The 14,038-nt window shown below is 69.5% G+C and carries 15 protein-coding genes and 1 pseudogene; 5 read left to right on the plus strand and 11 right to left on the minus strand.

Going from position 1 to position 14,038, the window contains the following annotated elements:
* Nucleotides 1–30 precede the first annotated feature (30 nt).
* The 5 genes and pseudogenes from ACFV8T_RS14735 to ACFV8T_RS14755 all read right to left on the minus strand — a co-directional run.
* The gene (locus tag ACFV8T_RS14735; RefSeq protein WP_385327534.1) at nt 31–2,316 is read right to left on the minus strand and encodes an ATP-binding protein; all 2,286 of its coding nucleotides are present in this window, start codon (nt 2,314–2,316) and stop codon (nt 31–33) included.
* A gap of 209 nt (nt 2,317–2,525) precedes the next feature.
* The gene (locus tag ACFV8T_RS14740) at nt 2,526–2,711 is read right to left on the minus strand and encodes a hypothetical protein (RefSeq protein WP_385327536.1); all 186 of its coding nucleotides are present in this window, start codon (nt 2,709–2,711) and stop codon (nt 2,526–2,528) included.
* A gap of 283 nt (nt 2,712–2,994) precedes the next feature.
* Nucleotides 2,995–3,369 carry a ferric reductase-like transmembrane domain-containing protein gene (locus ACFV8T_RS14745; RefSeq protein ID WP_385327538.1) on the minus strand — a complete coding sequence of 125 codons (375 nt, stop codon included), beginning with the start codon at nt 3,367–3,369 and terminating at the stop codon, nt 2,995–2,997.
* Nucleotides 3,370–3,515: 146 nt separating this feature from the next.
* Nucleotides 3,516–3,938: a hypothetical protein gene (locus ACFV8T_RS14750; protein WP_385327540.1), complete on the minus strand. Its 423-nt coding sequence runs from the start codon at nt 3,936–3,938 to the stop codon at nt 3,516–3,518.
* A gap of 267 nt (nt 3,939–4,205) precedes the next feature.
* A pseudogene (locus ACFV8T_RS14755) lies at nt 4,206–4,385 on the minus strand (transposase); the annotation flags it as partial.
* A gap of 266 nt (nt 4,386–4,651) precedes the next feature.
* On the opposite strand from ACFV8T_RS14755, the gene ACFV8T_RS14760 reads away from it, so the two are divergent.
* Nucleotides 4,652–4,783 carry a hypothetical protein gene (locus ACFV8T_RS14760; protein WP_385327541.1) on the plus strand — a complete coding sequence of 44 codons (132 nt, stop codon included), beginning with the start codon at nt 4,652–4,654 and terminating at the stop codon, nt 4,781–4,783.
* Between the two features lie 63 nt (nt 4,784–4,846).
* Here the strand turns inward: ACFV8T_RS14760 and ACFV8T_RS14765 are convergent, their stop codons facing one another.
* From ACFV8T_RS14765 to ACFV8T_RS14785, 5 genes are all read right to left on the minus strand, one after another.
* Nucleotides 4,847–5,569 (minus strand): VOC family protein, encoded by a 723-nt coding sequence (locus ACFV8T_RS14765; RefSeq protein WP_385327543.1) that lies wholly within the window; start codon nt 5,567–5,569, stop codon nt 4,847–4,849.
* 419 nt (nt 5,570–5,988) lie between these two features.
* Nucleotides 5,989–6,798, minus strand: coding sequence for an aminoglycoside N(3)-acetyltransferase (locus ACFV8T_RS14770; protein ID WP_385327545.1), 810 nt, complete (start codon nt 6,796–6,798; stop codon nt 5,989–5,991).
* Between the two features lie 131 nt (nt 6,799–6,929).
* Complete coding sequence (locus ACFV8T_RS14775) at nt 6,930–8,165, minus strand: GNAT family N-acetyltransferase (protein WP_385327547.1); 1,236 nt, start codon at nt 8,163–8,165, stop codon at nt 6,930–6,932.
* Nucleotides 8,166–8,350: 185 nt separating this feature from the next.
* Nucleotides 8,351–9,574: a serine hydrolase domain-containing protein gene (locus ACFV8T_RS14780; protein WP_385327549.1), complete on the minus strand. Its 1,224-nt coding sequence runs from the start codon at nt 9,572–9,574 to the stop codon at nt 8,351–8,353.
* A gap of 248 nt (nt 9,575–9,822) precedes the next feature.
* Complete coding sequence (locus tag ACFV8T_RS14785) at nt 9,823–10,344, minus strand: CGNR zinc finger domain-containing protein (protein WP_385327551.1); 522 nt, start codon at nt 10,342–10,344, stop codon at nt 9,823–9,825.
* A 26-nt stretch (nt 10,345–10,370) separates the two neighbouring features.
* Here ACFV8T_RS14785 and ACFV8T_RS14790 point away from each other — a divergent pair, with 26 nt between their 5' ends.
* The 3 genes from ACFV8T_RS14790 (at nt 10,371) to ACFV8T_RS14800 (ending at nt 12,789) form a co-directional block, all read left to right on the plus strand.
* The gene (locus ACFV8T_RS14790; RefSeq protein ID WP_385327553.1) at nt 10,371–10,862 is read left to right on the plus strand and encodes a GNAT family N-acetyltransferase; all 492 of its coding nucleotides are present in this window, start codon (nt 10,371–10,373) and stop codon (nt 10,860–10,862) included.
* A gap of 347 nt (nt 10,863–11,209) precedes the next feature.
* Nucleotides 11,210–11,566 carry a hypothetical protein gene (locus ACFV8T_RS14795; RefSeq protein WP_385327555.1) on the plus strand — a complete coding sequence of 119 codons (357 nt, stop codon included), beginning with the start codon at nt 11,210–11,212 and terminating at the stop codon, nt 11,564–11,566.
* Nucleotides 11,554–12,789 carry an MFS transporter gene (locus ACFV8T_RS14800; protein WP_385327557.1) on the plus strand — a complete coding sequence of 412 codons (1,236 nt, stop codon included), beginning with the start codon at nt 11,554–11,556 and terminating at the stop codon, nt 12,787–12,789. The genes ACFV8T_RS14795 and ACFV8T_RS14800 overlap by 13 nt, the downstream gene beginning before the upstream one ends.
* Nucleotides 12,790–12,840: 51 nt before the next feature.
* On the opposite strand, the gene ACFV8T_RS14805 is transcribed toward ACFV8T_RS14800, so the two are convergent.
* Nucleotides 12,841–13,398, minus strand: coding sequence for a GNAT family N-acetyltransferase (locus tag ACFV8T_RS14805; RefSeq protein ID WP_385327559.1), 558 nt, complete (start codon nt 13,396–13,398; stop codon nt 12,841–12,843).
* 150 nt (nt 13,399–13,548) lie between these two features.
* Here ACFV8T_RS14805 and ACFV8T_RS14810 point away from each other — a divergent pair, with 150 nt between their 5' ends.
* Nucleotides 13,549–13,986, plus strand: coding sequence for a GNAT family N-acetyltransferase (locus ACFV8T_RS14810; RefSeq protein ID WP_385327560.1), 438 nt, complete (start codon nt 13,549–13,551; stop codon nt 13,984–13,986).
* Nucleotides 13,987–14,038 lie beyond the last annotated feature (52 nt).

Raw genomic sequence — 14,038 nt, forward strand, 5'->3', positions numbered from 1 at the left:
GGCCTCGGAGGTCATTTACGGAGACAGGCCTCAGGCCTTCAGCACCGACGCGATCTCGGTACGGGAATCGATGCCGAGCTTGGTGAGAATGCGCTCGACGTGCGTGTCCGCCGTCCGCTTGGAGATCACAAGATGTTCGGCGACCTCCCGGTTGGACAGCCCTCGCGCGACCAGCGTGGCGACCTCCCGTTCCCGCGGAGTGAGCACATCGGCCGCCGCGGGCTCCTGACCGCTGCGGGGCAGGCGCCGCACCGCCGAGGGCCTGTCGGTGTCCGCCCGCACCGCCTCCAGGATCTCGGTCCCCGACAACCGCGCCCCCACACCGTGCCAGCGTTCGTACTCCGTGATTCCCAACGCTCCCCGTACGGCATTCCTGGTCGCCTCCTGCTGTTCCAGCACCGACATCAACATGGCCACCGGGTCACCGCTCAGCCGCCGGGCGCTTTCCGCGTACCCCAGCAACCACGCTGCCCTGGCGTGACGTTCCTGCTGTGCGGCATGCCAGGCAAGGCCCAGGCAGCAGAGCGCCGCGACCAGCACGTCACCGATCTCGCTCATGGCCTCCAGCGCCTGCCGCAACGCGTCTGCCCCCTCCTCGTGGCGTCCGGCGAGCCAGAGGACGAGGCCCTGTGCCATGAGCGTCGACCCGTAGAACTGACGATCACCCGTGCCGTGCAGATGAGCCAGCCCTATCTCGCACAGTTCCAGGGCCCCGTCGGTGTCTCCGAGTACGGCTCGCAGCAGCGCGCCTTCGTAGTGGACCATGCTGATGCCCAGTGAGTCGCCCACGGCGACGATCCTCCGACGCCCCTGCTCCAGGTCGGCCAGTCCCTCGTCGATCTCGCCGCACAGCGCCCGCATCGCTCCGATGTACGGCTCCGTGAACAGTGCCACGCGCTGTTCGTCGCAGTTCAGCGCCGACTTCCGCGCTTCCTGGAAGAAGGTCGGCGCCTCCGCGAGGTCAGCGGTCCAGGTTGCGATCACTCCGGTCATGAACAGGCCCCAGGCCCGCTCCGCGCAGTCCTCGGGGACCAGTTGGAGCCCTTTCTCGATCCAGTACCGCCCCTCCGAGAGGGTGCCGGTCGCCCTCCAGTGGGGGGCGAGCTGCACGGCAAGGCTCAGCCCTTCCGCCGCGCTGCCCGTGGCCGTGAAGGCGTACTTCATCGCGGCCCGGATGTCGGCGATCTGGCTGCGCACCGCTTGGTGCAACTCGGCCTGGGCGGGGGTGATCAGCTCGTCCCACAGGTGCCGGGCCGTGTCGCGATGATGCTCGAAGTGCCGCCCGCGCACACGGGCCGCACTGCTCTCCTCGTCGAGGCGTTCGGCGCCGTACTCACGGATCGTGTCCAGGAGCCGGTAGCACGCCCCGTCCTCGCCGACCCGCTGCACGACCGACTTGTCCACCAGGCCGAACAGCGCCTCCAGGACGACGTCGGACGGAAGTCCGTCGCCCCCGCCCACCCGTTCCGCGGCCGCCAGTTCGAAGGGCCCGGCGAAGACGGACAGGCGTGCCCACAACAGGCGCTCCGCCGGGGTGCAGAGCTCGTAGGACCAGCCGATGGTCGTGCGCAGCGTCTGATGCCGGGCGCAGGCGGCACGCTGCCCGCCGGTGAACACCTCGAACCGGCGGTCCAGCCGGGCCACCAGCTCCCCCAGTGGTGCGACCCGCAGACGCACAGCGGCCAGTTCGAGCGCGAGCGGGATTCTGTCGAGCCGTTCCACGAGCGCCAGCGTCTGAGCCCGGTGGGATTCGGTGACGGTCCAGCCCGGCAGGACGCGGGCGGCTCGCTGTGTGAACAGCTCCAGGGCGTCGTCCACTCCGAGCGGGGCGATCGGTATCGTCTGTTCGTCGGCCACATCGAGTGGCTGCCGGCTGGTGGCCAGGACGCACACCTCGGCGGCCTCGCGCAGGAGGATGTCGCAGAGCACGGCGCATGCGTCGACCATGTGCTCGCAGGTGTCGAGCACGATGAGCAGCTGCTGTCCTTTGATGTGGGCGACGACCGCGTCCAGTGGTTCCATCCCGGCGTGCTCCGGGACCCCCAGCACGGTGACCAGCGTCGCGGGTACCAGTTCGGGGTCGGACAGGGCCGACAGCTCGGCCAGCCACACCCCGTCCGGAAACCGTTCCCGCAGGCCCTCCGCCGCGCGCAGAGCGGTGCGGCTCTTGCCTACGCCTCCGGGCCCGACCAGGGTCACGAGCCGTGCCTCGCGGAAGGCCTCCTGAATCAGCGCGATCTCCTCGGCGCGTCCGACGAAACTGGTCCGCTCGGCAGGAGGTTGTCCGCTGCGCCGCTGCCCGAAGCCGAATCCCATGGGGCCCCCGTGATGCTCAAGTACCTCGCCTCTTCGCGAGATGTCAGCACAGTGTAGATGTGCGACTTCGGAGTGTTGTCGAGGTATAGGGTGATGTATAGGTTTTGTGAGGGTCTGGGGTGCGAGATGTGCCGTGGTGCGGACGGGGGCGTGGGCGCGAGTCGCCCGCGTCCCGGTCCGCCCGCGCCCTCCTGCCCGCGTCCGTGTGCTCAGTCGGCGTTCTTGTGCTCGACCACCAGGACGATCCCCAACTGGCCCTCACTGCCGGCCCGGTAGAGCAGGGTGATGTCGCCGGGCCCACCCGGCAGCGTCTCGAAAAGTGCCCGCATCGGCGTGATCCCCACGCCACCCGCGAGCAGCAGCACCTTTCGCCGCTTGCGTCTGTGGGCCGTCATGGCGCCGAAAGGGCCCGTGGCCAGCACTCGCGTACCCGGCTTGATTCTTCGGATCCGACGGGTGTGGTTCCCGACCGCCTTGACCGTGATCCTGAGCTTGTTTCCCGGACGGGTGCGGAGAGCGAGAAGGGCAATGCCGAGTGCCGGACCCGGCGCTGCCGAAACCGCCGGCGGAAGAAGTGCCCCGCCTCTGCTCGGAGTTCGTCGAGCCCGTCGCCCTGCATCACGACCGAGAACACATCGGGCCCTTCGGCCCTGACCTCCAGGACCCGCAGGTTGTGTCTCAGTGCCTGGCATACGGGGACGACGATCCGGTACCAAACCAGCAGCACGACGACCGCGGTGTGCAGCAGTGCCCACGCCCCAGTGCGCAGGAGTTCTCCGCGAGGTCCGGCCCCGCCATCTGATGCGCGATGCCCAGTGCGGCTCCCAGGCAGGTGAGCAGGTGCACGGCCCGCCATGTCTCGTGCGGGATCCGGCCACGTATCGCACGGGCCGATGTGGCACCGGCCGTGCACAACAGCAGCAGGCCGAGTACGGCGAGCGCCAGTTGGGTACGGCTGAGCATCTGCAACGCGGAGGTCAGCAAGTCGCGCCCGTTGTGTGCGGCGGATCCGCACAGCGCGAGCAGCGCATGTCCCAGGCACGACGACAGCACCCAACGCCCGCCCCGTGGATGCCACCGTGCGAGCCGGTCGGCGCCGACGCCGTGCTCGACGGCCGGGGTCGGTTCGCCGGCTTCTGAGGCCGGTCGGGCCGCGTCCCATTGGTGGGCGCGGCCCCGGCACGCCGACGCCACCAAGGCTATTGATGGGCGGATCGGTGCCCGAAGAAGTGCCACCTGCGCGCCCCACCACCGCCCGGGGAGACAGGGCGGTCGTCGTGGGGTCGGTGCGCAGTCTCCGCTCGGTGGGTGTCGCGTTGACCTATCGTGTCTTCGCGATCCGCAGCTGGCTCGCGGCCGGGCTGCCTGAGGCCCCGGCGCGAGGTTCTGGAATGGTGGGACGGGCGGCGCACAGCGGCCACGATCAGGCTCAGCCCGAACATGGCCAGCGCCCCGACGATGATGCCGTAGAGGAACAGTGTGCCGGTGGAACCGGTCACGTGATACCCGAATACCGAGAAGTCGTTGGTGAGTTGGTGAGCGCTGCCGCCGTTGGTGACAATGCCGGCCACGGCGACGACGACCACGGCGATCAGGATGATGAGCCCCAGGATGAGAATCATGACGTGCTCCGGTAATTGCGGTGTTTATCCAGAATAAGTCCGTTCAGAAAGCACGCAGCGTCAGATCCATGACGTCGGGGTTGGGTGAGCGCCGCGTCCTCGGCAATCAGACTCATCGCCTATCACAAGAGGTAGCTCGTTCAACCGACAGCAGGGTGCGTCGACAGGCGACCACGGCGGAGCCGCGGGGCGCGATGGTGCACTACCGCGCGCTGTTCGGGGAACTGCTCCATAACGGCGACCACCCGGGCGAGGGCCAGGCGTGAGCCCGCGGCGGATGAGGTGGTCGATGCGCGAGCCATGGACCTGCTGGGGCTTGGGCACGGCGACGACGTAGGAGAGCCGATGGTCTTCGAGGAATCGGCGGAAGTGGGTGTCCTGGCCGTAGGCGGGGTCCGCGGTGACCCAGCCGACGGGCAGGGGTGAGGCGAGGGCCCGCAGAATGATGGCCCTCGCCGGCTCGCCTTTCGTGGCGAAGGCCCGGTCCTCGGGAGTGAGTGCAGGATCAGCGAGTGGAGTTCCTGGCCGCCGAGCCGACCGGCCCGATAGTCGAGGATCTGCGCCGCTGCCGGGTCGACCAGCACGATCCGGCACTCGGTGTCCGTGCCGACGACCCCCTCGGACGCGGCCCACAGGATCATCTCCAACCGAGCCGCGGGACCTTCGAGCTCAAGAGTGCGAAGCACGCCGTCGCCCCGGGTGACACCAGGACCGTGACGGTCCCCGCCGCCGAGGACAAGGCATACGACTTCACCCTCAACGGTCCGAACGGCTTCGAGAGCACCTTCCGGGGCGTCCTCGACTGCAGGAAGGCTCCGGAGCGCCCTGTTGCTCCGGAGCCGTGACCGATAATCCCGAAACACAACGGGCCCGGTCAACATTGTCCATCGGCCCTGGAGAGGTTGCCCTCATGGGCCGGACACGGTGAAGAGGGCGCCGTCGGGATCACGGATGATGTACGAATCCTTCGAAGGGCCGTCACGTGCGGGAACCAATGACGATTCGCCGCCTGCGTCGATGGCAGTGGCCGCGGCCCGTGCGCTGTCCTCGACGCGGAAGTCGACGTTCCACCGGGGCCGGATCCTGGGGTCCGCGGCGGTTTCGATACCTCCGCCGCGCAGGGTGGCGACCGTACGCCCGTCCAGCGTGACGCGGACGTGATCCTGTGCGTAGTCGACCGTGCAGCCGCCGGGCGGTTCGGCCCAGCCGAAGATCTCCGCGTAGAAGATGGCCGCTTCGAAGGCGTGGCGGGTCTGCAGGTCCAGCCGCGCGGGGGCGCTGCCCTGCCCCACCGACCAGGCCAGGGCCGTGCCTTCCCAGAAACCGAAGACGGCCCCGTCCCGGTCGGCGGCCATCGCCGCTCGGCCCTCCCCCAGTTTCACGGGCCCGACGGCGAGTGTGGCGCCGCGTTCCCTGACCCGGTCCGCGGTCTCGTCGGCGTCGTCCACCGCGAAGTACGGGGTCCAGACGGCGGGAGGGCTCGTGGCAGCGGAAGAGCAGCATCCGATCCCGGCGACGGGCCGGCCGTGCGCCATCGCCACGCAGAAGTTGCTGCCGAGGCTGCTGGCGATGAACTCCCAGCCCATGACGTCCGTGTAGAAGGCCTGGGCCGCGTGCAGATCGCGTGCCATCAGGCTGACCCAGCAGGGAGCTCCGTTTACGGGCCTGATCCTTCCGAGGGCCGGCATTCGATGCTCCTTCGGGTTTCCCGCCGCCTACGGCCCGCGGGGTGCGCCTCGATCCGTGCGAACAGCTCCTCCATGTCGAGATGGTCCGCCGTGAATTCCGCGATCACACTGCCGCCGTTTCCCATGGCCGAAGAACTCACCCCTGTCCTCGTCACCGACCGTCGCACGGTGTTCGCCGATCGGTGACGGACCCGCATGGCGGTCGGCAGGGCCGAGTTCATGATCTAACCGTGTACCCCGGGCTGCTTCCCCGCACCTCAGCGCCCCGGCTCCCGCGCCCGATCCCGCGCCACGACCGATCGAGGCGTCCTCCACCAGCAACGGAAGGCCGTGAGGACTGCCCGTGAGCGGCGCCGCTGCGATCAGATCGTGGCGGTCCTCGGCCGGTGCTCGGACAGCCAGCCCTCGGCGTAGGCGACGGCATCCGCCAGGTCGAACAACCGGGCCTCCGCGCCGCCCACGGTGGCCCGCATCACCGGGCGTTCCTTCTCGAAGGCCGCACCCAGGTCGTCGAAGCGGTCCGCGGAGATCGAGGTCTCGCGCACGGTCGCCCAGCTGCGGCCCTGCGGGGTCATGACGGCGAAGGAGTTGTCCGTCTGCGGCGAGGGAACCCGGTACTCGGCCAGGTGGAACGCGGTACAGGAATCGAAGCCCGCCCCCAGGAGGAGAACCCGCGCCCCGCCCTCCTCCAGCCGGGCGAGCGGGCTGTGCTCGCCGAGGCGGCAGTCGAGTGCGTGGCCGTCCACGATCGCGGCGGCACGTGGGCCCACGGCCGCGAAGGACGTCTGCGGATGGCAACTACGGACGGCGCCCGGCCAGTTGCGGACGGTCTCCGGTATGACACCGACGCCGTGAGTGGGAGTGGTCCGTGCGTCGAAGGCCGGGATCGAGGCACGAATGCCCGCCCACCACGCCTCGGGCACGGGCGGACACCCCCATTCCGCCGGATCCGAATTGTCACCGGAATGGGTCGGCACCACCAGAGTCCCGCCGTCGCCGAGAACGTCGAGCAGCGCCATGACGACGACGTGGGAACCGCCGCAGACCCATCCGAGCGAGCTGAGCGAGGAGTGGACGAGGAGAGTCTCACCGGGGCGCAGGCCCATGGCACGGAGATCGGAGGCGAGCGAATCTCGGGTACACATCGGACCGATTGCAGGCTTGGCAGACATAACCAGTCAGTGTCCAGGCGTCGGGGCACCCGGGCCACCGAATTTCGGCGCAGGCTCGGACCGGTCGTGCCGCCTGTCTCCCGAGGTCCGGTACGGAGTCGTAGAAGTTTGGATACGCCAGGTCGAGAGGTCTAGTACGGCAGGTAGTAGGTGAGCAGATCGGCCGTGACCGGCGGGAAGAGCGCCTGGAACAGTTCCTCGTCCCCCGCGTAGACGTCGGGCCGGATCCGGGTCAGCCCCTCGATCCCGTGTGAGCCGAACAGCAGGGCGGGCAGGTGGTCGGGGGCCACTGCCACGCCTCCCACGGCTCCGGGTCCCTGCATCGCAGCACCGGTGACGACCCGGCCGAGGCCGTCGGCCCGGACCGGGATCCGGTAGTGGGCGCCGAAGGTGGAGATGACGATGTCGCGGCCGGTGCGGTCCTGCCCGGCCGTGGTGAGGCGGTGCCAGAGCAACGGCCGGAGCCGGTCGAGCAGCGCGGCGACGTCCGGGACGCGGACGTAGTACTGCTCCGCCTGTGTGGGCGGCTCGTGGATGAGGAACTCCTGCCACGCGGCGGCGGTCACGGTGCCGGCCCGGTGGACGACTCGCATCCGGCTGTCGGGGGCCGACGCGGCGACGCCGCGGAGCAGTTCCCGTGCCGATGCCTCGTCGAGGGCGGCGGCCTCGGCCAGGAGGACCTCGTCGTCCGGGGGCGTGGTGCGACCGGTGGCGACGACGGCGCCGCCGCGCTCGACGACCCAGAGGTTGCTCGCCTCGTGGGCCAGCAGCCAGCGCCGGCGTGCCTCCGAGTGCGGCATGGCCACGTCGAACCGGTTCTGGGCCGTTTCCTGCAGGGCCGCCATGGAGGGGATGTCACTGGAGCGGGCGGCACGGAGTGCGGGCTCTCCGTCGCCGGGCGGTGCGGTGTGCACGGTAAGCGCCGGCGGGATGTCGATGGCGTACTCGTAACCGAACAGCCGGTAGAAGTACGGGATTCCGATCATCGCCTGAATGACATGGCCGCGGGCGGCGGAACGGTCGTGGGCCCATCGCATCAGCGCCCGGACGAGTCCGCGTCCTTCGTATTCCCGGTCGGTGGCGACCAGTTCGACCTGGCCGGCGGGCAGGTGGATGCCGCCGATGCGTACGTCCTCGTCGAGGAGCGTTGCGGTGGAGACGACCCGGTCGCCGTCGACGACCACGGCGCAGGCGGACCAGCCGGCGTCGGGATCCTTGACGACCAGCCGGTGGTCGAGGGCGTCGGCCGGTTCGCCGCGTTCTGCGAGGAGGGCGCCGATCTGGTCGAGGTCCTCGGGTCGTGCCTCTCGCAGGACGAGGCCGTCGGCCAAGGGGGTAAGTACGGGGGATGCGGGGGTGGCGGTCACGGTCGGACTGTCTCAGTGCCCGGGGCGTCCCGTCCATCGGGTTTTCGCCGGGTTGCGGCTCGCGGCCCGGAATCCGCGGTCCCATGAAACGAACGCCGAGCAGCGTCGAGTCCGCTGTGCACCAGGACGGTACGGGGCCCGTCGCACACACGACGGACCCCGGAGCGTGTAATGAGCTGTCTCCGTCAGTCCCCGCACACGGCGGCGTCGACGGCCCGCATCACCGCTTCGTTGGACTTCTCGCTCATCGGGACATGATTGAACGTCAGTGCCACCGCACGGCCCTTCGGGTCGACACCGCCCGCGGTCATGAATCCGGGAATTCCCCCGCCGTGCCCCCAGATCTCCTTGCCGCAGGAGTTGTGGACGCGGACGAGCCCGAGACCGTATCCGTCCTTCGGGTCCTTGTTCAGCGGGACGGTGCGCTTCATCTCGGCGAGCCGGTCCTTCGACACGAGGTCACCGTGCAGCAGCGCCGTGAAGAACGTGTTGAGATCGGCGCCGGTCGCGACCATGGCGCCCGCGGTGTACGCCCATGACACGTCGCCATCGGTGACGTCGACCTGCTTCTCGCCGATCCGGTGATAGCCGCGGGCGTGCGGGCCTCGGATGTCCGTCTCCCCGGACTTCGGGAAGTAGGTCTTCTTCAGTCCGAGCCGATCGATGATGCGCGTGGTGATCTCTTCCGGGGCGGGGTGGCCCGTCACCTTTTCGATGAGCATTCCGAGCAGGATGTAGTTCGTGTTCGAGTAGACCGCCGAGTCCTTCGCCGCCGGGCCGGGCGGCAAGGACATCGCGATCTTCAACAGTTCGTCCGGTGTGTAGTGCCGCTGAGGTTCTTCGCTCTCCGCCAACCGCAGCTGTCCGGGCTTGATGTCCTCCGGTTTCGTGCCGCCCGCCGCGACGTAGTCCGTCAGCCCGCTCGTGTGCTGCAGGAGATCGCGGATCTTCACCCGGCTCCCGTCGTTCCCGTTGCCCCGCACGCGTCCGGGCAGATAGTGCTCGACGCTCCTGTTCAGGTCGACCCGCCCCTCGTCGACGAGTTGCATGACGACGGTCGCCACGAACGCCTTCGTGTTGCTGCCGATCCGGACCCGCGCGTCATCGGGGAACGGCTTCCCGGTATCGGTGTTGCCCGTCCCCGCGCGCAGAATGCGCGTACCGCGTCCGGGGTCGGAGATCACCACCTGTACACCGGGGATGCCCTGCTCGGCGACGGCGTCGATCCTCCGCTGCGTCGTGGCGTCGGAGGACGGGGCAGGCTTCGCGGCGCCGGTCGGTGACGCGGAATTCTTGGCGTCGGTCGGTGGGGCGGACTTCGCGGCGTCATCGCAGGCGGTCGTCATCAACGCGAGGGCGGCGGCCCCGGCGATCACGACCAGCTTGGCGTGACGTCGTGAGGTGGTCATCGGCGGTGGTCCTCCTGGTCCGTCGGACCTCTTGGTGAGATCCCTACGCCGACGAGACTATGGACGCGCGAGTGCACCTCCCATGGCGCTGACCACCGCCTTTGGGGTGGGGCGGTCCGGTGCACACGGGGTGCAGCAGGCCCTACCCCGGGGCCTGCTGCACGCAGTGGCCCGGCGAGCCACCCGCACCACGGTGAGGACGTGAGCGGCCGGATCGGGCGACAACTCATCACGCGGCCCCGATGCGCTCACGGTGCGGTGCGCGCGCGATGTCGGCGCACCGCGTCGCGGTTGGCGCACCGCTGGGAGCAGTAGCGCTGCCGACCGGTGCGGGAGGTGTCGGCGAAGATCGTGGTGCACTCGGTCACGGCACACCGTCGCAGCCGGTGCATGCCCCGTCCCGCCAGATGCAGTGCGGTCCCGACGGAGATCAGTGAGAACAGCAGGGAGCCGAGCGGCTGCCGGTCGTCGCGGTAGTGCAGGTGCCAGCCGTCTCCGGCGTGGTCGGTCAGCCGCGGGTAGGCGGCGGCCGCCGCCAGCATCCGGTTGAGCAGCTCGGCGCGCTCGTGCTCGTCATCGGCGTCGACGGCCTTCTCCCACGCGTCCAGTGCCTCCTGGGTGCGGTCGAGGTCCTGCGGCGTGGCCGGGAGGTCCACCACCAGGCCGGCAGCGCGGCAGCGGTCCGCGAGTTCCTCGGCGGTCGCCGGGCGCCGGTTGGCCAGATCCGCAGCCAGGTTCACGACATCCTCGCCGTAAGGGTTGAGATGCATAAGGTCATTACACCAACCTGATCGGCATGACACAACGCACTGGAGACCCTGCAGCCGTACGGCAGGCGGTGGAGGACGACATCGCGGAGCTCGTACGACTGCGGGTGATGCTGTTCGAGAACCTCGGCGGCGACTTCTTCGACCCCGCGTCGGGAGGCAACGACTGGCTGGACGTCCTCGCCGTGGTGCTGAAGGAGCAGTTGGCCGCGGATGCCGTACGCATCCTTGTCGTGGAGGGTGGGAGCGGCCTCGCCGCCTGTGGGATCGGCACGATCGAGCAACGGCTGCCCGGCCCGCACCTGCGCAATGGCCGGATCGGGCAGGTGATCGGTGTGGTCACCGACCCGGCGTACCGGCGGCTCGGTCACAGCCGCTCGATCATGCAGGGCCTGCTCGGCTGGTTCCGGGAGAGCGATGTCGCCCGAGTCGACCTCTACGCCTCCGCCGGGGGTGAACCGCTCTATCGCGAGCTCGGCTTCACCAACCACCCCGACCCGTCGCTGTACTGGCGCCCGTGACCGATCGGCCGCCACCCCGCCTCCTCCGAAGCGAACCGCCCGACGCCGATGCCCGCACACCCTCGCTCATGATCACCCCGTCCGGCCTCGGACCGGTCCCGGTCGAATCCGTGATGGCGTCCCGGGCCGCGGGAGGTGCAGAGCGTCGATACGCGACGCTTCCCACGAACCGTCCATGGCGCACATCATGTTGTCCGGGACGAGTCTGATCTCGGTGCAGTGCGGCGTAGGCATCCTGACGGTGCTGCTGATGACACCTCTGGGGCGATCACCGGCAATCGTCTGCTCCGTGCCCGTCTGGCTCGGGTTCTTCGGATTCGGCTGGTACGGCCCCCTGGGTCGCTTACGTGACCGAGTCGGCTCCGCCGGGCAGGACCGGCTTCGCCCTCGGTCTGGCCATGTCCGTCAACCAGATCGCCATCGTCGTGGTTCCGCCCGCGCTCGGCCTGCTCAAGGACGTCACGCACAGCTTCGTACCGGCGTGGAGCGTCGTCACCACGATGACCGCTGTTGCCCTGACGTCTCGGCCGGTGCAGAGCGTCGGCGCGGCCACGAGCCCCCTCGATGCGGGGCAGTCACCACACCGTCCGGACACAGCACCGCCCGAGAGAGCTGACACCCCGGCCTCCGCCCTCCTGCCCCTGCTCCTGCCCCCTGCCGCCCATGCCCAGCCAGAACGCGGAGCCACCTCGTGCCCCACCTGATACCGGATACCGGTCCGCAGCGCGTCATCACCGCTTCGAACTTCGTCTACACCATCAGCAGCGGCCTCTATCTGACCGCCGGGGTGCTGTACTTCACCCAGGCGGTTCACCTTCCGGCCGCCCAGGTGGGGATCGGACTCGGCATCGCCGGATGCGTCTCGCTCGTCATGGGCATGGCCGCCGGCCATCTCGCCGACCGACACGGCGCACGGGGCGTCTACGCGATCACCCTCGTCGTCCGGGCACTGGCGACGGCCTGCTTCCTCCTGGTGGACAGCTTCTGGCCGTTCGTCCTGGCGGTATGCGCGGCCACCGGGGCGCAGGCCGCCGGGATGGCCGCCCGCTCCCCGCTCATCAGGCATTACGGAGGGAACCGGCCGCAGGAGTTCCGCGCCCGTCTCCGTGCCGTCACCAACATCGGCGTCTCCCTCGGTGCCCTGCTGGCGGGCTGGGCCGTCCAGGTCGGCACCCGTACCGCCTACCAACTCCTGGTCGTCGGCATCGTGATCGCCTGCGCGGCTTCCGCGGCCGTCCTGGTCCTGCTTCCCGCGGTCATGCCCGGCCCCGTCATCGACGGCCCTCGCTGGGGCGCCCTGCGGGATCGGCCCTACCTTCTGATCACCGCGCTCGACGGCATCATGGCCATCCAGTTCAAGGTGCTCACCGTGGCCCTTCCGCTCTGGCTGGTCGAGGCCATCACCGCCCCGCACTGGCTCATTTCGGGCGCCATGCTCGTCAACACCCTCATCGTCATCGCGTTTCAGGTGCGGGCCAGCCGCGCCATCGACTCCCCCGCAGCCGGCGCAGGCGCCTACCGCCGATCGGGCCTGGCCTTCCTCGTCTCCTGCTCGCTGCTCTCGCTGACCGCGGGGATGCCGCCGTGGGCCGCGGCCACGCTGCTCATGGTCGCGGTGGTGATCCACACGATCGGTGAGCTGTGGCACTCCGCCGCAGGCTTCGAGGTGTCCTTCGCCCTCGCACCGCAGCACGCCACCGGCCAGTACCTGGGTGTTTTCGGCCTGGGCGCGGGCCTGGCCGAAACACTCGGGCCGAGCCTGCTCATCTCGCTCTGCATCACCTGGGGCCGCCCCGGGTGGTACGTCGTAGGAGCCCTGTTCACCGTGACCGGCCTCGTAGCCCCCCTTGCCGTCCGCCGGGCGGAGTACCGGCAGCGGTCCCGGCCCGCACACATCGAAGCCCTCGGCAAGGCAACGGTCGACTGAACGCGCCCGATGACGGGACAGGTGGAACGGGGTCCGGACTGACGGACGGTCTCAGAGTTCGCCCACCGGATGCAGTCGGGCGAACTCACCGGCGAGCATGCCCATCATGACGAGATCGTGGTGCCGGCCGGCGAAGAACACATGGTCGCGGAGGCGTCCCTCCTCCACGAACCCGAGCCGACGGTGAAGGGCCAGCGACGCCTCGTTGTGTGCGAAGATCCGCGCCTGGCACCTGTGGAACCGCCGCTCGGCGAACATGAAGCGCAGCAGCAACAGTACGGCTTCTGCCGCGTAGCCGTTGCGCCGGTGGTCGGCGCCGATCGTGATGCCGTACTCGAACCAGCCGGACCGCGGGTCGGCGTGGAACGAGCCCACAGCTCCGACCGTTTCCCCCGTGTCGGCGGCTTCGATCGCCAACTGGAAACAGTCTCCGTCGGACTTGGCGGCTGCCTGCTCCTTCGCCCAGGCACGATGGCCCTCCGCGGAACGAGGCGGGTTCAGCACGTCTCCCAACCGCTCCTCGTCCTCGGCGAAGCGCATGAACGCGGTCCAGTCGTCGGGCTCTATACCCCGCAGGCGTATCCGCTTTCCCGTCCAGAACGATGTCATCCCGCCATCGAATCACGCGGCCGGACTCGACGTCCAGAGCTTGCACGACTTCCCGAATGGGCCGCTGACCAGGCACTTCACGGTGGATCTCCGGACCTTCGCCACCTGCCTCCCACCGCGCTTGCGGGACTTGTCGGTAGGGTCACGCCCATGAGCGTCGAGGTGGAGGTCGTCCGCGGGGCGACCGACGAAGTGGTCGAAGCAGTCTCTCGCCTTCTGCCCCAGCTTTCGAGGACGGCCGGTGCGCCCGACCGGGAGTCGGTGGCCGAGTTGTTGCGCAGCGACGCCAACACCCTGCTGGTGGCCAGGGTCGAAGGACGAGCGGTCGGCATGCTGACGCTGATCATGTTTCCGCTGCCCTCAGGTGTACGGGGCCGCATCGAGGATGTCGTGGTCGACGCGGCGGCCCGGGGGCACGGCGTGGGGGCGGCGCTGACGGAGGAGGCACTGCGCCTGGCCGAGGCGGCCGGGGTCCGGACGGTCGACCTCACCTCGCGTCCGTCCCGTCAGGCAGCGAATCGGCTGTACGAACGCCTGGGATTCCAGGCCCGCGACTCCACGGTCTACCGGTTCGTGGTGCAGCCGTAGGGAGACTGGGCCTCGATCCGGATGATGGGCTCGCTGCCGTTCGCGGGATTCA

The sequence above is a fragment of the Streptomyces sp. NPDC059832 genome, assembly GCF_042731715.1.
Taxonomy (GTDB): domain Bacteria; phylum Actinomycetota; class Actinomycetes; order Streptomycetales; family Streptomycetaceae; genus Streptomyces.